The organism is Bradyrhizobium sp. UFLA06-24 (assembly GCF_054967145.1).
Map to the genome: position 1 here is coordinate 15,568 of NZ_JADFUE010000033.1, position 21,005 is coordinate 36,572.

Sequence of the window (21,005 nt, forward strand, 5' to 3'; positions counted from 1 at the left end):
CATGGAATTACCTCTTCTGCATGTCGCCCTGGTGGGCACGCCAAACAGCGGCAAGACGTCGCTGTTCAATGCCCTGACCGGCAGCCGGCAGAAGGTCGCGAACTATCCGGGCGTCACCGTCGAGCGCAAGGAAGGTTTTTTCGTCACGCCTCTGGGACGCCAGGTTTCGGTCGTCGACCTGCCCGGCACCTATTCGCTGCGCGGCCGCAGCCCGGACGAGGAGATCACCCGCGACTTCGTGCTCGGCAAGGCCTCCGGCGAGATCTTGCCCGATCTCGTGCTGTGCGTGGCCGATTCCACCAATCTGCGCCTCACCATCCGCCTGCTGCTGGAGCTGAAGCGCACCGGCCGGCCGATGATCCTCGTACTCAACATGTTCGACATCGCGAGCCGCCGCGGCATCTCGGTCGACGTCGACAGGCTCGCCAAGGAGCTCGGCGTGCCCGTGGTCACCTCGATCGCGGTGCGCAAGGGCGGCACGGCCGACCTCCTGGCGCTCACCGACGAGATCTCGGCCAAGCTCGCCGCCGAGCCTTCCGAGAACAGCTGGCGCGCGCTCAGCGTCGCCGAGCTGCGCGCCACCCAGCGCGAGGCCGACCGCATCATCGCCGATTGCGTCAGCCTGCCTGCCAGGCCCGACACGTTGACCTCGCGCATCGATGCCGTGGTGCTGCACCCGGTCGGCGGGCTGGTCGTGCTCGCCGCGATCCTCTTCGTGATGTTCCAGGCGGTGTTCGCCTGGGCGCAGCCGCTGATGGAGCTGCTCCAGTCCGGCTTCGATGCGCTCGGCGAGTTCGTGCATGCCACCCTGCCCGCCGGCCTGTTGCAGAGCTTCCTGCAGAACGGCGTGATCTCCGGTGTCGGCAGCGTCATCGTGTTCCTGCCGCAGATCATCATCATCTTCCTGTTCATCCTGCTGCTGGAAGATTTCGGCTACATGGCGCGCGCCGCGTTCCTGATGGATCGCATCATGGGCGGCGCGGGGCTGCACGGCCGCGCCTTCATCCCGCTGCTGTCGAGCTTTGCCTGCGCCATTCCCGGCATCATGGCGACGCGCGTCATCGACAACAAGCGCGACCGGCTGACCACGATTCTGATCGCGCCGCTGATGACCTGCTCGGCGCGCATCCCGGTCTACACGCTGATCATCTCGGCCTTCATTCCGGCCAAGGACGTCTGGGGCTTCATCAACCTGCAGGGCCTCGTGATGTTCGGCCTCTACGGCGCCGGCATCACCAGCGCGCTCGTGGTCTCGTTCCTGATCAAGTTCTTCATGCTGCGCGACTATGCGCCGGCGCCGTTCATGCTGGAGCTGCCGGACTACAAGGTGCCCAGGCTGAAATCGATCGCGATCGGCATCTACACCCGCGCCAAGATGTTCCTGCAGCGCGCCGGCACCACGATCTTCTCGATGATGGTGCTGATCTGGTTTCTGGCCTCGTTCCCGCAGCCACCGGCAGGCGCGACCGAGCCTGCGATCGACTTCAGCCTCGCCGCCATCATCGGCAAGGCGATCGCACCCCTGCTCGCCCCCGTCGGCTTCAACTGGCAGATCGCGGTCGCGCTGATCCCGGGCATGGCGGCACGCGAGGTCGCGGTCGCAGCGCTCGGCACCGTCTATGCGATCGAGGGCGGCAAGGAAGCGGCCGAGCAGATCGGCCAGGTGCTGGCAACCAAATGGTCGCTTGCAACCGCCCTGTCGATGCTCGCCTGGTACATCTTCGCTCCGCAATGCGCGTCCACGCTCGCCGTGATCAGACGCGAGACCGGAAGCTGGACCTGGATGGCCGTGACCTTCAGCTACATGCTGGTGCTGGCCTATGCGGCGAGCCTCCTGACCTACAACGTCGCGGTTGCGCTCGGCGCGGGATAGTCTGTCCTACACCCAAATTGCGAAAACAACCCCATGCACAGTAGACGGGGGTTTGTCAGATCAAGGGTTTAGCACGCGCAAAAACCATGCGACGGCAACACGCGCCGTGCACTTCGGAAAATCCGTTGACGCGTCGGGCAAAACACTGGCATGATGGCATCGTCGGCTCTTGCGGCATCAAGATCGCAACCAGCTTCACCGCGGCCATCCGTGTCCATCGATCACTTCAGCACCGACCGACTCACCGCCGAGCGGCTTCACGAAAGCCACCTCGCCGATCTCGTCGCGCTCCACCTCGATCCCGAAGTCTCCCGCTTTCTCGGCGGGGTGCGCTCGGCGGAGACGACGAAAGCCTATGTCGCGACCAACATGGCCCATTGGGACCAGCACGGTTATGGGCTGTAGGCATTGCGCACGAAGGACCGCGCGTTCGCCGGGCGCGCGGGCATCCGGCGCATCCTCGTGGACGGCGTCGACGAGACCGAGATTGCCTACGCGTTCAAGCGTGATCTCTGGGGCCGGGGGCTTGCGAGCGAGATCGCGGTTGCGCTGACGGAAATTGGGCTGTCGCGGCTCGACTTATCCTCGCTCATCGGTCTCGTCTTTGTCGAACATGGCGCCTCGCGCCGCGTGTTGGAAAAATCGAACTATCTGTTGGAGAAGACCACGATACATCACGGCGAAGACGTCGTGATCTACCGCATCCAGCGGTAATGCTCGAATGCCGGCGGTGCACAACATGGGTGCTGCCGATACAAGCGTTCCAGATCGAACGCGACACCCCTCATCGTTCTTTCTCACGATGGAACGCCCGAAACATGAACACCCATTCAAGAAAGTTTCTTGCCCGTTCCGGCAACAGGCCGGCGCGACAGCCGTTGACTCCCCGACAATGCGGAAGGAGGAACAGATGAGAAAGCTGATATACGCTCTTGCGGCCGTCTCGACGCTCGCAATCGGTGCCCCTACCATCGCCAACGCGGCGGGCGTCGGCTTCTACGTCGGCGGCGACAGTGACTACTATGGCCCCCGCGCGCGCATCTATGAACATGACCGCGGCTGGCATCATGGCTGGTACCACCACGACCGCGATTACGACCGCGGCGTCGTAATCCGCCGCCATCACTGGGATGACGACGATTAGTTCGTACCAGCACGATGGGACAGGGAGGCCTCGCTTCGGCGAGGCCTTTTTGCGTTCCTCTGAAACAGCTGCGACCGAGGTCAGCGTGGAGGAGTACCAGAACGCGGAGACCGCTCTGCGACACGCAGGCGGCACACATTTCGGAAAACCCATTGTCTTGCCTGCCCCGAACTCCCTACGTTCAATCGTGAACCGACAGGCGTGAAGCATTTCCGCCTACTGTTCCCGGCAGCCCGCACCGGCCGCCGGGAACTCGGTCCCCGCTGGAGAGTTCCTATTCCGGGGGCCAACAGTTTTTCGAGCCCCGGCCCCTGGACGTCGGACAGCGGGCTTCCACAATGCGTAGGGGTTCAATGACCGGTTCATTTCAAGCAGCTTCAAGCGGCGATCCCACGGATTTGCCGCGAATTTCGACCGGCAGTGAGGGCCTGGACGACATCCTGGGCGGCGGGTTCGACGCCAACCGGATGTACCTCTATGAGGGACGGCCGGGAACCGGCAAGACCACCATTGCGCTCCAGTTCCTGCTGCGGGGTGTCCGGGGCGGCGAGCGCGTCCTGTACATTTCGCTGTCCGAAACCAAACGTGAACTGACCCTGGTCGCGCAGCGGCACGGATGGTCTCTGGACGGCGTCGATATCTTCGAGCTGGTTCCGCCGGAAACGACGCTCGATCCCGACCGCGAGCTCACGGTTTTTCATCCGGCCGAGGTGGAGCTGAGCGAGACCACCAGTCTGATCTTCAAGGAGGTCGAGCGGATCAACCCCGCCCGCGTGGTGCTCGACAGCCTGTCCGAACTTCGGCTCCTCGCCCAGAACCCGCTGCGCTACAGGCGACAGGTGCTGGCCTTGAAGCACTTCTTTACCAACCGCAACTGCACCGTGATCCTGCTCGACGACCTGTCTTCGGCTCAGGACGATCTGCAACTGCATTCGATCGCACACGGCGTCGTCATGCTCGAGCAGCTCGCACTCGACTACGGCGCGGAGCGGCGCCGGCTTCGCGTCATGAAGATGCGTGGCATCCGCTTTCGCGGCGGCTATCACGACTTCATCATCGAAACGGGCGGCCTCAAGATCTTCCCTCGCCTCGTGGCGGCAGAACATCACAAATCGTTTCTCGGCAATTTCACATCGAGCGGCAACCCGGAGCTCGATCAGCTTCTGGGCGGTGGCCTGGAGCGCGGCACGAACGCGCTTCTCATCGGGGCGGCAGGCGTAGGTAAATCGTCGCTCGCGCTGACCTACGCCATCACGGCAGCCGATCGCGGCGAGCACGCGGTGTTCTTCGCCTTCGACGAAGGCCGCGGCACGGTCGAAGCGCGCGCCAGGACCTTGGGGCTGGATCTCGACAATCATCTCGAGTCCGGCCGCATCCGCTTCCAGCAAATCGATCCGGCCGAGCTCTCGCCCGGCGAGTTCGCCAGCAATGTGAGGGAGAGCGTCGAGCGCGACAATGCCCGGATCGTCATCATCGACAGTCTGAACGGCTATCTCAACGCGATGCCGGACGAGCGCTTTCTCATCCTGCAGATGCACGAACTGCTCAGTTATCTGGCCCAGCAGGGGGTACTGACCATTCTGATCCTTGCTCAACACGGTTTGGTAGGGCCGACAGAGTCCAATCTCGATATCAGCTATTTGAGCGATGCCGTGCTGATGCTGCGCTACTTCGAGCTCGGCGGAACGGTGCGGCGCGCGCTCTCCGTGGTCAAGAAGCGCAGTGGCAACCACGAGCATACGATCCGCGAATTTCGGCTCACCGGCGCTGGTATCAAGCTCGGTCCGCCGCTCAGGGATTTCAGCGGCATCTTTTCCGGCACACCACGTTATACCGGCCCGGCGATGTCCGAAGGGACCGTTGAATGAGCGGCGCGCACGATCAACGGGTTCTCGTCTTTGCTCCGATTGGACGGGACGGGCCTGCCTCGGTCGAGCTGTTCCGCGGCTCGAACCTCGAGGCGATCAATTGCCGGGATCTTGCCGAACTCGTCACCGAGATGGTCAATGGCGTCGGCGCCGTTTTCGTCGCCGAAGAAGCCTTGTTCGGCAAGGACACGGGGCCGCTGGCACAATGGATCGAGAGCCAGCCGCCCTGGTCCGATCTACCCTTCGTCGTCCTGACCAGCCATCGCGACCAGCCGGCGGTTGTGGCCTGGCGCCGCAGTATCGTCTCGCTTCTGCGCAACGTTTCACTGCTCGAACGGCCGGTGCAGCCGATGACGCTGACCAGCGCCGTGCAATCGGCGTTGCGCGCCCGGCGACGTCAATACGAGATCCGCACCCTGCTCGCCGCGCGCGAGCAGATCGCTCAGGAGCTCGAAAAACTCGTGGCCGAGCGGACGCGCGCGCTGGCAGAGACCAACGAGCAGTTGCGCCTGGAAATGGAGGAGCGGGCACGCGTGGAGGAAACCCTCCGCCAGGCCCAGAAGATCGAAGCGATCGGTCAGCTCACCGGCGGCGTGGCTCATGACTTCAACAACCTGCTGATGGTGATATCGGGCGGGCTCGACATGCTCGACCGCCAGACCGATCCGAACCGCAGGCGCCGCCTCATGGACGGGATGATCCAGGCCGCGCAACGCGGTGCCAGCCTGACCAGGCAGCTGCTGGCGTTCTCTCGCCGCCAGACGCTTCGCCCCGAGCCCGTCGACGTTGCCATGCAGATCGGCGGAATGCGTGAATTGCTCGATCGAAGCCTGCGAGGCGACGTTCATGTCGAGTTCGATTTTCCAGATCAGCTCTGGCCGGTGGAGGTCGATCCCGGGGAGCTCGAACTGGTCATTCTCAATCTGGCCGTCAACGCCCGCGATGCCATGCCCAATGGCGGCACGATCGTCGTGCGCGGCGAGAACCTGCCCGACGTGAGCGAGGAGGAGATCTCGGGAGACTACGTCCGCCTATCCGTCGTCGACACCGGCGTCGGCATGCCTCCGGAAATCCTATCCCGTGTCTTCGAACCCTTTTTCACGACGAAGGAGATCGGCAAGGGCTCCGGCCTCGGGCTCGCGCAGGTCCATGGCTTTGCGACCCAGTCGCGCGGAACGGTTCGCATCAAATCGCAGCTGGGCCAGGGCACCGCCATCGAGCTGTACTTGCCGCGCTCCGAAGATATCCCTTCGAAGCACCGGCACCTCATCGACTTCAACAAGGCACGGCCCAAGAAGAACGATCAGGGCCAGGTTCTCCTGGTCGAGGACGACGAGGAGGTTGCGGCGCTGGTCGGCGAGATGCTCGCTCAGCTCGGTTACGGCGTGACGCGCGCCGCCAGCGCGGCCGCTGCGCTCGGTGCTTTGGCCGATGGCCGCCCCGTCGATGTGATTTTCTCCGATATCATGATGCCCGGCGGCATGAACGGGGTCGAGCTCGCGCGGGAGATCAAGCGGCGACGCAGCGACATTCCCGTGCTGCTGACCAGCGGTTATGCCGAAGCCTCGGTGCACGAGGCACAGAATGCGGGCATCCAGATCCTGCCCAAGCCCTACCAACTCGAAGAGCTGGCCGCGGCCTTGTCCGCGGCAAGGTCAGGCCTGCGGCTCGATGCTGCGGCCAAACGGTCCAATTCCTGCTGAGCGCCGCGTCGCGCGTTGCGACGACGTCGTGTCGCAGTCGGCGCAGACTCCTGCGACCATCCTTTGAATTGCAAAATCAATCCCACTCGAATTTGCCCACTCGAATTTGAATGGCTTTCCCGCCATCGATTCTCTATGGTCGGTGCATGTCGCGCCTTTTGTGTCTTTTTGTTGCTGCCATTCTGTCGCTGCTGCCCGTCGCTGCGCCGGCCGCGTCCGCTCACAAGAAGCCCTCGCAGGCCTGGCACGGCTACGGCTTCCTGCCGGGCTATCGCCAGCCGCTGAGCAACAGCCAGCCGATCTACGCACAGAAGAACGGGTTTCGGCGTTACGCGCGTGAGAACCAGCGTCCCTGGTATATCGATCCCGTGCCAGTCTATTACCGCTACTTCGACGGCGAATGGCACTATTTCGGCCGGCCCGGCTTCGGCGGCCCCCGCTACAATGGCGGCAGCTTCGGTCCGTGCTGGACGCGCACGCCGATCGGCGCGATCTGGAATTGCGGCTGACCGCTTCACCTCTGCCCGGTGCGGAGAGGTCGGATTGCGCGTCACGATGCGACGCATCGTCCAGTGCGATCCGGGTGAGGGGCCGCGGCAACCGGTGGGACTGTAACCCCTCACCCGGATCGCATCCATCGATGCGATCCGACCTCTCCCTTCGGGAGAGGTGAAACGAGCACCTCCCCCGAATGAACAGACGGCGCGCAGAAATCATAGCGCACTCTATAATGGCCGCGGCATCGTCCGGCCGCACTTCAATGAGGGCGGCGCACTCACTCAGGACAATACGTTCCGAAGACGCGGTCCCAGATGCTGGTGACGACGCCGAAATTGCACGGCGTCTTGCCGTAGTGATGACGCGTGTGGCGGCGCTTGAGGCGCCAGAGATAGCTGCCGCGCTTCAGGCGATGATGGTGAATGACATGGTGAAGCGCGCCGAAATAGATATAGCCCAGCATCAGTCCCGCCGTGACGGTGCAGGCGGATCCAAACCCGACCAGCAGCCACACCGGCAGCAGCGATCCCAGGCAGATCGAGCCCAGGCTCAGCCAGAGCGGCGAGCCCACGAGCGCGCGCGGATCGGCATGATGCATGTCGTGCAGCGCGGCGAGATGGGCCGGACCATGCAGGGCGAAGCGGTGAATCACGTATTCGGCGAGGCTCCAGAGCAGCAGCCCGCACGCAAAGCCGACCGCCGCCTCATCCCAGCGCGGCGGCTGCTTCAAGAGCAACGCGACCGCGACCAGCGCAGCGCTTGCGAGGGGATAGAATACGAAGTCGGCAAAGTACAAGAAGGTTTTCAGTCGCATGGGATTGCGCATGGGCTTGTCTGGCTGGACCGCTCCATGGCCGCCCGTGCTTCGAAAATCTCCGGCAATTCCTGTGCGTCATCGAACAGTCCGATCACCGGACCGAGCACACTTCGCGCCTGCGCATCCGTTCCGCTCGCCTGATAGAGCCTGGCAAGCGAGAGCGCGGCGCGCAGCTCGAACGTCACGGTCTTCTGCGCCCGCGCGGTCTCGATGGCGCGCGTGAAGGCCGTCTCCGCGGCAACGATATCGATGGGATCCTTGCGCAGCAGCAATTCGCCACGCCGCCGCTGGATCTCCGCGGTGAACCATTGCTGTCCCGTCCGCTCCACTTCGAGGAGCTGTTCGTCGAGGATCGCGAGCGCCTCGTCGAACCGTCCTTCGCACGCCTTTGCTTCCGCCAGCAGCGTCCAGGTCAAGGGCACGTAGAGCCCGGTCGCCATCTTTCCGACCAGCGGCAGCGCGATGGACTCCTCCATCTCCTGCAGCCCGGCTGCCGGCTCGCCGAGATGGCAACGGATCCAGCCGTTCCAGAATTTGCCGGTGCGCGCGTAGAGCAGAAGGCCGTGCTCGCGGCTGAGCTCGATCACGGCATCGACATGAGGCCTCGCGCCCTCAGGGTTGCCGCGCATCGCCTCCAGCACGATCTTGTGGAAATGCGTGTACACCATGGTCGCCACATGGCCGCTCTCCGCCGCACGGCGGATCGCCTGCTGCGCCAGTTGCCCGGCGCGATCGACCTCGCCGAGCGGCCACAACACCAGCGCAAGGTAGATCGCCGCCGCGATGCCGCAATCGTGGCCGTACAGGAACGCGAGATTGCGATCATGCTCGTCGCGGTAGATCGTGAGCGCCTGCTCGAGGTGCTGCCTGGCGTCGACGAAATTGCCTTCGAACCAGCGGGTCATGCCGCAGACGCGATGGGCGATCCCCGCCTCCGGCGCATCGGGCCGGTCGGCGGTGTCGTGCAGGAACGCCTGCGCGAGCTCCTGCATGGATCCGAGCTCGCTGCGAACGAGGCTTCCGACCCACAGGCCGTAAGTCGCGGCGAACCGCTCGGGCGCGCCCTTGAGCCCGGAGGCAAGCTCGCGCGCACGGGCGAAAGCGACCGACGTCTCCGGCGCGCCATAGCCGCGTGTGGCGATCAGCGCGTTGCCATAGGCGATCTGCAATTGCAGCCGGCGGCTCTGCCCTGCCGGGCTTTCGCTCAGGCCTTCTGCAAGGCCGATGGCCTTGGTCAGATGCGCGATCGCCTCGGGATAGGCCGAGCTGCGCAAGGATCGATCGCCGGCCTTGCCCCACCATTCGACCGCGTCCTCGACGAGACCGGCCTGCGTGAAGTGATGCGCGGCGATTTCGGGCGCCGCGGCGGCGACCTCCGGGAACTTCTCCTGGAGAACGGCCGCGATCCGCTCGTGCAATCGCCGGCGGCTGCTCCTCAGCAAGCTCTCATAGGCGGTGTCCTGCACCAGCGCGTGTTTGAACACATAGGCGCCGTCTCCCGCGGACCTGTTGCGGAAGATCAGCTCGGCGCCTTCGAGCTGGGCAAGCCGGGCGTCGATCTCCGCATCCTCCTTGTCGGCGATGGCGCGCAGCAGCTCGTCGGAGAATTCGCGGCCGATGACGGCGCAGATCTGCGCCACCTCCTTGGCAGGTCCGAGCCGGTCGAGCCGCGCCATCAGCGAATCCTGCAGCGTCGTAGGGATGGGCAGGCTGCCGGCGATCCGGTAGCGGCCGCCGGCCGCCTTTTCGAGGACGCCGATCTCGAGCACGGTACGCGTCAGCTCCTCGACGAACAGCGGGATGCCGTCGGTCCGCGTCGCAATCTGCCTCACCAGCTCGGACGGAACCGCGCGGCTTCCGATCAGGTCCGCGACCATGCGCTCGACGTCGACCTCCTTGAGACGCCCGAGCTCCAGCGTCGTCAAATTCGCCGGCCCCATCCACGGCAGCGTGAAGTCGTCGCGGAACGTCAGGACGAGCAGCAGGCGAAGCTGGTCGGCCAGCCTGACCGCAAGATGGAGCAGTTCGAGCGAGGTCGCATCCGCCCAGTGCAAATCCTCGACGATGCAGACCACCGGCGCCTCGGCGCTGAGGCGCTGCAGGCGCTGCATCAGCGCGGCCAGCGTGTTGCGCCGCAATTGCTGCGGCGTCCAGTCCAGCGGCGGATAGCGTCCGTCGGTGGCGATCGACAACACATCCGCAAACAGCGGCACCAGCGCCGGCGCCTTCAGGTCGCTGCGCCCGAGCAGCGCTTCGAGCTTGCGCAGCCGTTGTGCATTGCTGTCGCCTGCAGCGATCTTCGCCGCGCGCTGGAGCTGCGTGATGACGGGATAGAGCGCGCTGGCGCGATGATGCGGCGAGCATTGATAGCGCAGCAGGACGTGCGGCTCCGCGCCGATCCGCTCATGGAGGAAATGCTCCGATAGCCGCGACTTGCCGATGCCGGGCTCGCCTGAAATCAGCACGACCTGGCCCTGGCCGCGCCAGGCCCGCTGCTTGCATTCGGCCAAGCGCGCGAGCTCGTGCTCGCGGCCGACGAAGCCGGCAAGGCGCGCGGAGTGATAGGCTTCGAAGCGGCTCGCAAGCGGCGATGGACGATCCACCGCCCAGACTTCGACCGGCTCGCCAAATCCCTTGATCGCGCGGGTGCCGAGCTCGCGCAGCTCGAACAGATTGCCGATCAGGCGCCGCGTCGAAGCCGCGATGATGACGCATCCGGGCTCGGCAAAGGCCTGCATCCGCGCCGCAAGGTTCGGCGTCTCGCCGATCACCTCCAGCCGGCTGGAGGCGCCCTTTGCGATGAGATCGCCGACCACGACGAGCCCGGTGGCGATGCCGATCCGCACCTCCAGCCGCAAGCCCGGCTGGATATCGATCGCCTGCACGGCGGCCGTGATCTCGAGACCGGCGCGGACGGCGCGCTCGGCATCGTCCTCATGCGCGGCCGGATAGCCGAAATACGACAGGATGCCGTCGCCCACCAGGCGCGAGACGATGCCGTCATAGCTCGCAATGACCGCGGTCGCGGCCTCGCGATAGGCTTGCAGAATCTCGCGCATCTCCTCGGGATCGAACTGCTGCGACAGTGCAGTCGAGCCGACCAGATCGCAGAACATGATCGTGAGTTGGCGGCGCTCGGCACCGGCATCGATCTCAGGCACGCCGAGGCGCGCTTTCGGAACGTCCAGCTCTGCAATCGAACGCAGCAGCCGGCGCCGATGCCCGAGCACGACGCCCATGGTCGCGAGATCGCGATCCGTAATTTCGGAAAGAATATCGAAATCAATGCCGTGGTCGGAAAAGGACTTCAGGTATTGAGGGAGGCCGACCTTCTCCAACCAGGCAGCAACCTGCCCAGTCATCACGCGGGTCCAGCATTATCCGTACTAAACCTAGGATATATCTCCCGTCGGAATGAAGTCAATCGTGGCAGGCAAGCGTCGCCATTGTTGACGCATCGCAGGCACTGGCCCATGCTCGATGGTGGAAGCGTTCCCCATTTTCGCGTGAGAGTATTCATCCGTGAAGCAGGATCCGTATCCGACAGCGGCAAGCCCGATCCATCAGGCCGTCGTCAAACTGTTTTATTCGCGCGCCGCGCGCCATCTTTTCACCAACGCCTGGTACTCCCTGCTGAGCAACCTCGACAGGGATGCCGCCATCCGCTTCCTCAATTACGGCTATGCCTCGCTGAACGGAGAGCAAGTCGAACTGCAGGCCGCCGACGAGCCCGATCGCTACGCGATCCAGCTCTATCATCATGTCGCGTCGGGGGCTGCGATCGCCGGCAAGGACGTGCTGGAGGTCGGATGCGGCCGTGGCGGCGGAGCATCCTACATCGCGCGCTATCTCCACCCGAAGAGCTACACCGGGCTCGACATCTGCAAGCCGGCGATCCGCTTCAACAAGGCGCGCTATGCCGACCAGGACAATCTCGCATTCCGCGTCGGCGATGCGCTCAGCCTGCCGTTCGCGGACGAGAATTTCGACGTCGTGGTCAACGTCGAAAGCGCGCAGCATTACGGCGACATGGGACGCTTTCTGGATGAAGTCCACCGCGTGCTGAGGCCGGGCGGCGCGTTCCTGATGGCGTGCTTCGAAGACCGGTCGAAGGACGTCTTTCCGCGCGAGGCTCTGGCGAAGTCGCGCTTGCGCCTCGTGCACGAGGACGACATCACCGCCAATGTGGCGCGCGCGCTGGAGCTGGACGGTGCGCGACGGACAGCGCTGGCGGACGAGATCGTGCCGCGCGTACTGCTCGGCGTCTCGCACGAATTCGCAGGCATTCCGGGTACGCAATTGCATGCGTCCTTCGCGAACGGCACCTGCCCCTATTACAGCTTCACCTGCCGCAAGGATTGATGCGGCCACTCAGAGCGTCTTGAGATATTCGATCAGCGCCTTGCGGTCGTCCTCGGTCATATCAGTTCCGTAAGTATGCCCGGCATTCGAATTGCCGCGGACGCTCGTGTCGAACAGGAATGCGCCCGGCGTCTGCACCTTCATGTCGTATCCCACGATGTCAGGGTTGAACTCCCAATTGCCGACATAGAAGGTCTTCGGCCGCTGGCTCGGCGGCAGCAGCAGATCGTTCAGCGACGGCACCGAGCCGTTGTGCAGGTAGGGCGCCATCGCCCAGATGCCGTTGAGCGGCCTTGCCCGGTAGGCGAGCGGCGCCCTGAACTGGTTGGGACGGCCGCAATTGATCTCGGCGGCACTGGCCGCGTTGTCCTTCGAGCGAGCAATCCACAGCGCGGCAATGTTTCCGGTCAGCACCTCGGCCGCCTTGTAGTTGGACATCGCATCGGGGCCGCCGATCTTCGACAGCGCGATCTTGCGTCTGTTGAACGTCGTCGCCTGCTCGGGATCGGTGTCGATCTTGCGGAGATCGACCAGCGGGATCTGGATCTCGCTGCACGCGCCCGACGCCGCTTCGGTGGGGGCGGCATCGTGGCAGTTCGCGCAGGCGCTGACATAGACGAGCTGGCCGCGCAGCGCCCGCTTCGGGTCGAGCGCACCGAGGACGGCTTCCGGCCAGCGCGGAGAGCGCAGGTCCATCAGCTTGCGCTGTCCCCACACCACATTCTCCATCTGGATGCCGTGCATCACGTCGGGTCCGATCATCGTCGCGTCATGCTTGATCGGCGCGAGCACGCCGAGCGCCTCGACGATGTTGCGTGTCAGCGGCTGACGGATCGAGGCGTTGTACAGCACCCAGTTGAACCGCGGCGTATCCCACAGCGCCGGATAGCGCACCGGCGCGGTCAGGTGCGCGTAGTTCCTGGTCTCGCCGATGTCCGCCGGATCGGTCATGAGCCTGAAGGGCCCGGCGAGCAGCTGGTTCAGGCCGGCGCCATGCGCATCCAGCCTGCCCGCCCCGCCCGCCGTATCGCCGGAGTTCGCACCGACCACCTGGTTGAATTTCGCGGCCGCCTGCAACACGCCGCCGAAACACTGCAATCCGCTCTGCACGTCGGCCGGCGGCGCCTTCACCCGCGCCATGAAGCGCTGTGCGGCGCCGTCCTGATTCTGCAGGACCGCGCCGATCGAGCCGACCAGTTGTTCGACGAAGGCGTCGATATCGATGTGGGACGGGCCGCCCTCGATCCGGATCTGCTGGCCGCGGTAGCTGACCTGCCCGGTGTGACAGCCCGCGCAGCCGAGGCCGAGCCAGTTGCCTTTCCAGCACGCATGCCGTCCGTCGGGAATATCCACGGGGGTGCTGTAGAGACCGATCGCCAGACCATCCGGATTGGTGGCGCTGGCGGGCTCGGGGAGGAAACCCAGCCGCTGCAGATTCTCGGGCGCCTTGATCAGGGCGGTTTGCCCGGGCGGCTGCCCCGGCTGCTCCAGCGCGACAAACCATTCATAGGGGATCAGCGCCGTTCCCTGCGAGATGAAATGCCAGCGATCGGCGGTCTCCTCGCTCCAGCCCTGTTGCAGATGGACGGGAGCCCCCGGCGCGGGCTTGTCTTCAGCCGATACGGCGATGACGGTGGCGAGAAGGGACACGACGGCGATCAACGGGACGCGCACATCAAAATTCATGATCCGCTCCAATCAACGTGAAGCTTTCAATCGTGACGGCGTCAGTGCCGTCACTACCAGGCAATCAGCAATCGTGCGCCACCGATGGCGCTGCGTGCAGCACCGGAGGCGTTCCAGAAATTTTCATGCAAACGACTACGCGCAGGCCCGCGCGCCCGCGCCAAACCATCAACAAGGAAGCCACGCCGCCCCATAGCGACCGCTCCGAACCCCATTGCCCGCGGCCACCGTTCGACGACCGCAAGTGGAGGCTACATCATGCCGGAAATAAGCGCAAAGGTAGAGATGGGCTGTGGCCGACCGGCGCGCGACGGGCGCGGCCGGCGGCTCTGGTCTTACCGGAAATACCCCAGCACGAGCTCGGTATCCGCGCTGCCCGGCACCGTGCCGTTCAGTTCGGCATCGATGACGCGCCGGCAGGCGTCGATCGCGGCGTGGTCGCCGAGGTCGTTGGCGGCTTCCAGCACGAGCCATGCGGCGTCGACCGTGGCCTTCTCCGGAGCCGATCCGCCCGGCTCGGCGACGAGGGTCTTGGTGAGGCTCTTGTTCTTGCGAACTGCGGTGCCGAATTGAGGCAACATTGCAAATACTCCCTCGATGTCCCGTTCAGTGAACCTGGAGCTCAGCCTGGCGACCCGTCGCGGGATCGGCGCCGGCGCTGTTCTTGCGCGACTGGTAGAACTTCAAGATGCTGCGCGAGGTCTCGATCTTGAGCCGGTTGAAATCGCGCTCGTTGTCGTGCAGCTCGCGCGCGGTGATCAGGTGGTCCTTGGCGCCGAGGAACAGCAGCGACATCGTCGTGTCCCAGGAGAAGTCGAGCGCCTTGCACAGCACCAGGATCATCTCGCGGTTGCGGTCCATCAGCGCGCGCTCGATCACGTCGACCGGCAGCGACGACAGCAGCGACAGGCCGATCTGCACCTCGTCGAAGCGGTGCTGGCGCGCATAGTTCGAGATCGAGTCCTGGTTGAGATTGCCCTGCCGGTACTGCGTCGTCACCACGCGCTTGGCGACGAAATAGCTGCGCGAGGACGGGCCGAACTTGGACTGCAGATCGCCGGTGACCTCGGTCACCGAGCTCTGGATCTGCGACATCATTTCGGGGCGCTCGGTCTCGAGCCGGCGGCGGACGTCTTCCGAGGCCTTGGAGATGAGCTGCTGGAAGATGTGGCGCGGCACGTCCTTGCGCAGGCCGAGCTGCTCGGCGAGGATGGAATCGCCCTCGGCGCGGCGGACCATGTGCAGCAGGCCCGAGCCGGAGAAGCGCGCGCCCTCGTTCCGGGCGACCGAGGTGACAACCTCCTGGTTACCACGCTTGACGAGCACGTCGGTCACGGCCTCGCCGATCGCCTCACGCTGAGAGATCGCGAGCAGATGCGCCTGGCCCTTGGTCATCGCGCTCTCGACCAGAACCTTCTCGCCGATGCGGTTCGAGTCGCGCAGCACGGGGCCGGCGACTGCGATCTCGTCGTCAAGAGCGAGCTTCTCGATGACATTGAGCGGGGCATGATCGCAGCCCGCCATCAATTCGGAGAGCTGCGCCCGCGCGGCGACCTCGATCTCGTCGGCCAGCCGGCCGATGACCTCGCCGAACATGCTGATCTCGTCGTCGACGTAGCGACCGGTGATCAACAGATCGGTCGCATGCCACAGCGCCTTGGCCCGGCTTTCGTCGGTGCCGCGCGCGATTGCGTCGTCCAGATCCTGTAGAAGCGTCTTCGCCCCGTCCATCTCGATAACCCCAGTTCTTGGAAGTTCTTTGGCGCCATCCTGCCTGTACGGGCAGGACTCTCGGATTCCTCTGGGAGCCGACACTAGGGAACAAACGCGAGAATCCAGTAAAACCGTCACATCAGTTTTGCCGACGAGATTTCGGTCAAATGCGAGCGAGTGTGGTTACGGAAGCGTAAGCCGCTCACCTCTCGCGGAGCGAGAGGCGGACACCGAGTCGAGCCGCCTTACGGATTCTGCGGCGTCAGGACCAGCGGCGGCTTCGGCCGGGGCTTGGCGGGCGGCGAGCCCGGGGCGGGCCGCACGTCGATCGGCGGCGGCAGGGGCGCGGCCTGCTGGCTTGCCAGCGGCGGGGTCGGCACGGCCGGCGCGGCCTGCGGCGCCCTCGGCGTCGGTGCAGTCTTTGACTCAGCCTTGGGCTCGACCTTCACCTTCGGCGCTGTGCGGCGCGGATCGCGGCCGGGCATCGGCACGTCGGTCAGCGCCGGCTCCGGCGCGGGCTCGGGCGAGACCAGCGTCGGCAGCGCGGCCGTCGCCGGCGGCGGCTCGCCGCGTTCGATGGCATCGAGCCTTCGCGTCTCGCGATCGATGGTGCGCACCGCTAGCCACGACGACAGCGGCGTGAGATCGACGGTGCGGCTGAGCTTGTCGGGCGGACCTGCCGCGAACAGCTGGATCTCCGGCGGCGCGCCGGAGAGGCCGGTCATGATCGGTGTCAGGCTGGCGCGGATGTCGGCCTGGTCGGCGGGAATGTCGTAACCGCCTGAGACGATGGCACGCGCGTTCTTCGCTTCCAGCGGCGTCGCGCCGACGCGCAGCCGGCCGTCGCGGATCGTGAAGGCGATCTGGGCCGAGGGGACCGTAATGGGAGCCGACAATGCGGGCTCGACCAGCTGCCGCAGCTTGACGTCATCGGGGACCTGACCGCTGTCGCTGGCGCGGATGGCGATCTCGAAGGCGCGCGGATTGAGGCCGCTGATCTCGACCGAGTCCAGCGTCACGGTGCCGTTGCCGGCAAGCGCGCCCGTCAGTGCCGAGACGCTGCGGCCCTGGCTCGTCAGCGCCATCTGCACCGACGCGCGCCCCCTGGGCAGCGCCAGATCACGGTAGCGCAGCGAGGCCGCATCGACATTGGTGAGATCGAGATGCGCGTTCAGCGCCAGACCATTGGCGCCGTTGCGCGCGTCCAAGCTTGCCGTCATCTCGCCGCCGGCGAGGCCGCCCTTGAGCCCATCGAGCGCGAGCGACTGGCCGTCGCTCCTGATCGTGCCGCTGAAGGGACGCAGCTCGATACCGTCGGGCAGGCTGCCGCGCAAGGCCTGGAAGGCGACTCGGCCGCGCCAGCCGCTGACGAGGCCCGCACTCAGCGGTTCGCCGCCATCATGCCCGGCGGCGCCGATCGCAAGCGCGAGCGCAGGCGCCAGATCGAGCGTGTCGAGCCCGACTTCGCCCTCGACGCTCCTCTCCTGATCGAGCGTCACGGCGAGATGGCCGCGCAGATGCGAGCCTAGAGCCCCGCTGTCGAGATCGTCGAAGCTCAACCGATTGCCTGCCAGCGTGAGGCGGGACGACAAGCTCACCTTCTGGATCGACTTGTCGGCGGGATTGGTCCCGAGCAGCGGCGCCAGATTGGCGTTGCGCACGTGCAGATTCACGCTGCCCTTCGGCTCCGGCCCCGACAATTCGACGCTGCCTTGCGCATCCGCATCCAACCCGCCGCCACCGAGCCTGACGTTCAGTTGCAAGGGCTTTCGCCACGCGCCGCTCAACTTGCCTTCGATCTGTGAGACGCCCTCGCCGGCCGCGACCACGCGATCGAGGCCGAGCAGCGCCAACAATGCGTTCGCCTGCGGCGTCGATACTTTCGAGTCCAGCGTGAAGTCGCTGTTACGTAAACGGTCCATGTCGAGGCCGTTAACGGCCCCGACCGGCATCTGCGCGGCAAGCGTGGCGGAGGCCTTGAGCTGCGGCGCATCGAGATCGAACACGACGCGCGCGTCGCTGCGATCGGCATGTTCGGCGTTCTTGTCGAGGCTGAGATTGAGCGTCAGGCGCGTCGCGCCCGACAGTGCCGGGATGGCGTCGAGGCGTGCGCGCACCGCAGGAGCGATCGGCTCCAGCAGCGCCGTGAGATCGCGCAGCGAATTGGCCGACGATTTCAGCGCGAGCTTGCCGGTAGCCTTGGTGCGATCAAAGCTGCCGCTCGCCTCCGTCGTCACGCCGCTGGCCTGGCCGAACCGCAACTGCTCCAGCGACAGCGAGGCGGGCCCATAGCCGAGCTTGGCCGCGAACGGCCGCAGCTCCTGGCCCGCCGAGATGGCGCGGCCGATGTCGAGCGAGAGCTTTGCCTCGTCCGGCCATTCACCTTGCGGACCAGCGAGCGCGCGGACAAAGCTCGCGGCGGCATCGAGGTCGAGACGGTCGGCCTTGAGGTCGGCATCGATTCGCGAGCCTTTGCTCGCGCCTGTCTGCACGAAGGCGATGCGGCCCCCGACCGCGCCGCCTTCGATTTCGGCCTGGAGCTTGTCGATTGCGAGATGATTGGCGGCGATCGTCACCTCGCCGGAAAGGCGCAGCGGCCGTGTGCTGCGCCTGATCACCTCGTTGCGGCCCTGCAGCCAGGCCACCAGCGTATCGGGATCGGAGGACTCGACGCTGAGGCGGCCGCTAAAGCTGTCGGCGCCGGGCGTGGCGCCGTTGAGCGACACTTGCGTCATGCCGGGCGCGCGCAGCTCGAGCCGCTGGAAGGTCCAGGACCGGCCATCGGTCTGTAGCTCGGTCGTGATGTTCTGGAGCGGACGGCCGCCCAGCATGATCTGGTCGGAGTTGAACTCGATCTGCGCCGGGATCGGCGCCTGCGGGATCGCAGCCAGACCTGCGCGCAGGGCGGGCAGGATGCGAAGCGGCTCAGTATCGTCGCGGCCCGCGAGCTTGTCGGCATCGACCTGCCGCGCCGACAGCACAGCGCGCAGCAGCGGCGAGGCGCCGAACCTGAGATCGCCGACGCCGCCGACCTTCAGCGCGGTGTCCTCAGGGCCAAAGCTCGCGTCGATCTGGTCGAACTTGGCACCGGCCGGATCAGCCTTGAGTTTCGCGGCGAGCTTCCATGGCGTTGGCCCCGCCTCGCCGGCTTTCTTCGCCGGCGGCACCGCCAGCGTCAGCGCACCGTCGAATTTCGGCTGGCGGTTGTCGAAGGCCAGCACGCCTTCGAGATCGGCCAGAACGGCGCGCTCGCCGGGATCGATATTGAGGTGAACGCGGGTGGCACTGCCGTCAGCGCTCGGGCCGGAGGAGATCCGGAACGGATAGCGGGTGCCCGCGGCGGCGAAACTGCCGTCGCCCCGCACCGCGCCTGCGAGCGAGCGCACGTCGCCGGAGAAGACGATGTCGTTCAGCTCCAGCGTCGAATGGCTGGCGGCGTCATGAAGGGCGATGCGGCCGGTGAGGTTGAGCCGATCGATCGCGAGCGAAGCCAGGTTGAAGGTGCCGTTCGCGGTGGACGGCAGGTCGACCCTGCCCCTGGCGTCGAGGCCGAGATCCACCGCCATGCCGCCGACCGAAAGCTCGGTGGCGCGCCATTCGCCCCGCATCAGCGAGCCCAGGCTGAACTCGACATCGAGCTTGTCGGCGCGCAGGCGGCCGAGATCGTTGTTGCCGCCGAAGGTGACAGAGCGCAGGCGCAGCGTCGGCGTGGGCAGCAGCCGCGCATCGAGCTCGCCCGCAACGCGCACGGGCACGCCGATAATCCGGGTCGCTTCCGCCTCGAACTGGGGCCGAAACTGGTTCCAGTCGACGAAGTAAGGCCCGATCAGCGCGGCCAGCAGCGCTAGAATAAAGGCAATCGCCAGTCCGAGCAGTGTCGTCTGCACGGGTCTCCCCTCGGCCAAGCCGGCACCCGGGTCAAACCCAAGCTGACAAACCAAGCTTCAGGCGCGCCGGAACTGCCCCTTATATAGGGGGAAGTGTGGCGAAGTCACAGCGACTGTTGCGCGCGGAGGTTAACCCGTCCGGCTTCACCAACTGGCCGGCAGGCGCTTCAGGCCGCGCAGCACGAAAGTCGGCCGCCATTCCGGGTTTTCGACGTCGTCGATGCGCAAGTCGGGCAGCCGCCGCAATAGCGTGGCGATGGCGATCTCGGCCTCGATACGCGCCAATTGGGCGCCCAGGCAGAAGTGGATGCCGCCTCCGAACGACAGCGGCCGGACGTTGGGCCTGGTGATGTCGAGCCTGTCGGGGCGGTCAGGATAAACAGCGGGATCGCGATTGGCCGACCCGAGCAGGCAGAGCACGCTCTCGCCCTTGGGGACCCTCTTGCCGCCGAGATCGTCGATCTCCTCCAGCGTGACGCGTCCGGTCATCTGCACCGAGGAATCGTAGCGCAGAAACTCCTCGATCGCGTTGGTGATCAGGTCCGGCCGCGCCTTCAGAAGCGCAAGCTGATCCGGATTGCGGTGGAGCGCCAAAAGGCCGTTACCGATCAGATTGACGGTGGTCTCGTGTCCGGCGCCGAACAGCAGAATGATGTTGGCGGTCAGTTCCTCATTCGTGAGCTTGTTGCCGTCTTCCTCGGCCTGCACAAGCTGGGTGATAAGGTCGTCGCCGGGACTACGACGGCGCAGCTCGAACAGCTGCTGGAAGTACATCTGCGCCATCAAGTTGGCCTGGTTGCCTTTCGCGATCTCCTCAGGAGACAAGGGGACGGGATCGAGCAGCCGTCCGCCGTCGCGCGAGCTCTTGTAGAAGACCTCGCGATGATCCTCGGGGATGCCGAGCATCTCGCAGATCACGGTGACGGGCAGGCGAAAGGCGAAATCCTCGATCAGGTCCATCTGACCGCGATCGATCACGGCATCGATCGTCTGGTCGACGATTTCCTGAATCCGCGGCCGCATGTCCTCGACGCGGCGGGCGGTGAAGGCCTTCACCACCAGACCGCGCAGGCGGGTGTGATCGGGCGGATCGGCCTGCAGCATCCAGTGGCCCATGCTGCGGAACACCGGCTCGTTCATGATGTCGGGGCCATAGCGGCGCGTCGTGCGCTCGACAAAGTCCTTGCCGAAGCGCTTGTCGCGCATCACCAGGCTCACGTCGGCATGACGGCTGGCGACGAACTGGCCGAACGGCGTCACATGGATCGGATCGATCGTGCGCAGCCGCTCATAATGCGGATAGGGATCGCGGATGAAGTCCGGTGCCAGCGGATTGAACAGCGGATCGCCTGCGGGTTGCACTTGCTCGTTCATGGTGGACCTCGCACCGGTTGCCGCATGACACGATACGCGAGGCAGCCCGAAGCCCCGGCGTAACCATCCCTGTGAATTAT

General features: G+C 65.4%; 13 protein-coding genes and 1 pseudogene. 7 read left to right on the top strand and 7 right to left on the bottom strand.

Annotated elements, in window-relative coordinates:
- Position 1 precedes the first annotated feature (1 nt).
- The 6 genes and pseudogenes from feoB (at position 2) to IF809_RS24180 (ending at position 7,097) form a co-directional block, all read left to right on the top strand.
- On the top strand, positions 2-1,873 hold the full coding sequence (gene feoB, locus IF809_RS24155) for a ferrous iron transporter B (protein WP_128964757.1): 1,872 nt from the start codon (positions 2-4) through the stop codon (positions 1,871-1,873).
- 216 nt (positions 1,874-2,089) lie between these two features.
- Positions 2,090-2,587, top strand: a pseudogene (locus tag IF809_RS24160) (GNAT family N-acetyltransferase).
- Positions 2,588-2,783: 196 nt separating this feature from the next.
- A complete protein-coding gene (locus IF809_RS24165; RefSeq protein ID WP_453982459.1) occupies positions 2,784-3,017 on the top strand; it encodes a hypothetical protein in 234 nt (77 codons plus the stop codon).
- A 353-nt stretch (positions 3,018-3,370) separates the two neighbouring features.
- Positions 3,371-4,885 carry an ATPase domain-containing protein gene (locus tag IF809_RS24170; RefSeq protein ID WP_462838745.1) on the top strand — a complete coding sequence of 505 codons (1,515 nt, stop codon included), beginning with the start codon at positions 3,371-3,373 and terminating at the stop codon, positions 4,883-4,885.
- The gene (locus IF809_RS24175; RefSeq protein ID WP_462838746.1) at positions 4,882-6,588 is read left to right on the top strand and encodes an ATP-binding protein; all 1,707 of its coding nucleotides are present in this window, start codon (positions 4,882-4,884) and stop codon (positions 6,586-6,588) included. Before IF809_RS24170 ends, IF809_RS24175 begins: the two co-directional genes overlap by 4 nt.
- A 146-nt stretch (positions 6,589-6,734) precedes the next feature.
- The gene (locus IF809_RS24180; protein WP_128964753.1) at positions 6,735-7,097 is read left to right on the top strand and encodes a hypothetical protein; all 363 of its coding nucleotides are present in this window, start codon (positions 6,735-6,737) and stop codon (positions 7,095-7,097) included.
- A 266-nt stretch (positions 7,098-7,363) separates the two neighbouring features.
- Here IF809_RS24180 and IF809_RS24185 read toward each other — a convergent pair whose 3' ends face one another.
- Positions 7,364-7,900 carry a sterol desaturase family protein gene (locus tag IF809_RS24185; protein WP_462838747.1) on the bottom strand — a complete coding sequence of 179 codons (537 nt, stop codon included), beginning with the start codon at positions 7,898-7,900 and terminating at the stop codon, positions 7,364-7,366.
- Positions 7,891-11,265, bottom strand: a complete 3,375-nt coding sequence (locus tag IF809_RS24190; RefSeq protein ID WP_462838748.1) for an AAA family ATPase — start codon at positions 11,263-11,265, stop codon at positions 7,891-7,893. The genes IF809_RS24185 and IF809_RS24190 overlap by 10 nt, the downstream gene beginning before the upstream one ends.
- 160 nt (positions 11,266-11,425) lie before the next feature.
- Here IF809_RS24190 and IF809_RS24195 point away from each other — a divergent pair, with 160 nt between their 5' ends.
- Positions 11,426-12,265, top strand: a complete 840-nt coding sequence (locus tag IF809_RS24195; protein ID WP_462838749.1) for a class I SAM-dependent methyltransferase — start codon at positions 11,426-11,428, stop codon at positions 12,263-12,265.
- 9 nt (positions 12,266-12,274) lie between these two features.
- Here the strand turns inward: IF809_RS24195 and IF809_RS24200 are convergent, their stop codons facing one another.
- The 5 genes from IF809_RS24200 to IF809_RS24220 form a co-directional block, all read right to left on the bottom strand.
- Positions 12,275-13,951, bottom strand: coding sequence for a di-heme-cytochrome C peroxidase (locus tag IF809_RS24200; RefSeq protein WP_462838750.1), 1,677 nt, complete (start codon positions 13,949-13,951; stop codon positions 12,275-12,277).
- A gap of 335 nt (positions 13,952-14,286) precedes the next feature.
- Positions 14,287-14,532, bottom strand: coding sequence for a hypothetical protein (locus tag IF809_RS24205; protein ID WP_453982453.1), 246 nt, complete (start codon positions 14,530-14,532; stop codon positions 14,287-14,289).
- 25 nt (positions 14,533-14,557) lie between these two features.
- Positions 14,558-15,682 (bottom strand): DUF2336 domain-containing protein, encoded by a 1,125-nt coding sequence (locus IF809_RS24210; RefSeq protein WP_453982452.1) that lies wholly within the window; start codon positions 15,680-15,682, stop codon positions 14,558-14,560.
- Positions 15,683-15,909: 227 nt separating this feature from the next.
- Entirely contained in the window at positions 15,910-19,551 is a 3,642-nt protein-coding gene (locus tag IF809_RS24215) for an AsmA family protein (RefSeq protein ID WP_462838751.1), read from the bottom strand.
- A 144-nt stretch (positions 19,552-19,695) separates the two neighbouring features.
- Positions 19,696-20,925, bottom strand: coding sequence for a cytochrome P450 (locus tag IF809_RS24220; protein ID WP_128964746.1), 1,230 nt, complete (start codon positions 20,923-20,925; stop codon positions 19,696-19,698).
- Positions 20,926-21,005 lie beyond the last annotated feature (80 nt).

Bases quoted from the DNA above. Each gene is read 5' to 3' on its own strand.
- IF809_RS24210 (WP_453982452.1), bottom strand. From the start codon at position 15,682: ATGGACGGGGCGAAGACGCTTCTACAGGATCTGGACGACGCAATCGCG.
- IF809_RS24200 (WP_462838750.1), bottom strand. From the start codon at position 13,951: ATGAATTTTGATGTGCGCGTCCCGTTGATCGCCGTCGTGTCCCTTCTC.
- IF809_RS24175 (WP_462838746.1), top strand. From the start codon at position 4,882: ATGAGCGGCGCGCACGATCAACGGGTTCTCGTCTTTGCTCCGATTGGA.
- IF809_RS24180 (WP_128964753.1), top strand. From the start codon at position 6,735: ATGTCGCGCCTTTTGTGTCTTTTTGTTGCTGCCATTCTGTCGCTGCTG.
- IF809_RS24190 (WP_462838748.1), bottom strand. From the start codon at position 11,265: ATGACTGGGCAGGTTGCTGCCTGGTTGGAGAAGGTCGGCCTCCCTCAA.
- IF809_RS24220 (WP_128964746.1), bottom strand. From the start codon at position 20,925: ATGAACGAGCAAGTGCAACCCGCAGGCGATCCGCTGTTCAATCCGCTG.
- feoB (WP_128964757.1), top strand. From the start codon at position 2: ATGGAATTACCTCTTCTGCATGTCGCCCTGGTGGGCACGCCAAACAGC.
- IF809_RS24165 (WP_453982459.1), top strand. From the start codon at position 2,784: ATGAGAAAGCTGATATACGCTCTTGCGGCCGTCTCGACGCTCGCAATC.
- IF809_RS24205 (WP_453982453.1), bottom strand. From the start codon at position 14,532: ATGTTGCCTCAATTCGGCACCGCAGTTCGCAAGAACAAGAGCCTCACC.
- IF809_RS24185 (WP_462838747.1), bottom strand. From the start codon at position 7,900: ATGCGACTGAAAACCTTCTTGTACTTTGCCGACTTCGTATTCTATCCC.
- IF809_RS24170 (WP_462838745.1), top strand. From the start codon at position 3,371: ATGACCGGTTCATTTCAAGCAGCTTCAAGCGGCGATCCCACGGATTTG.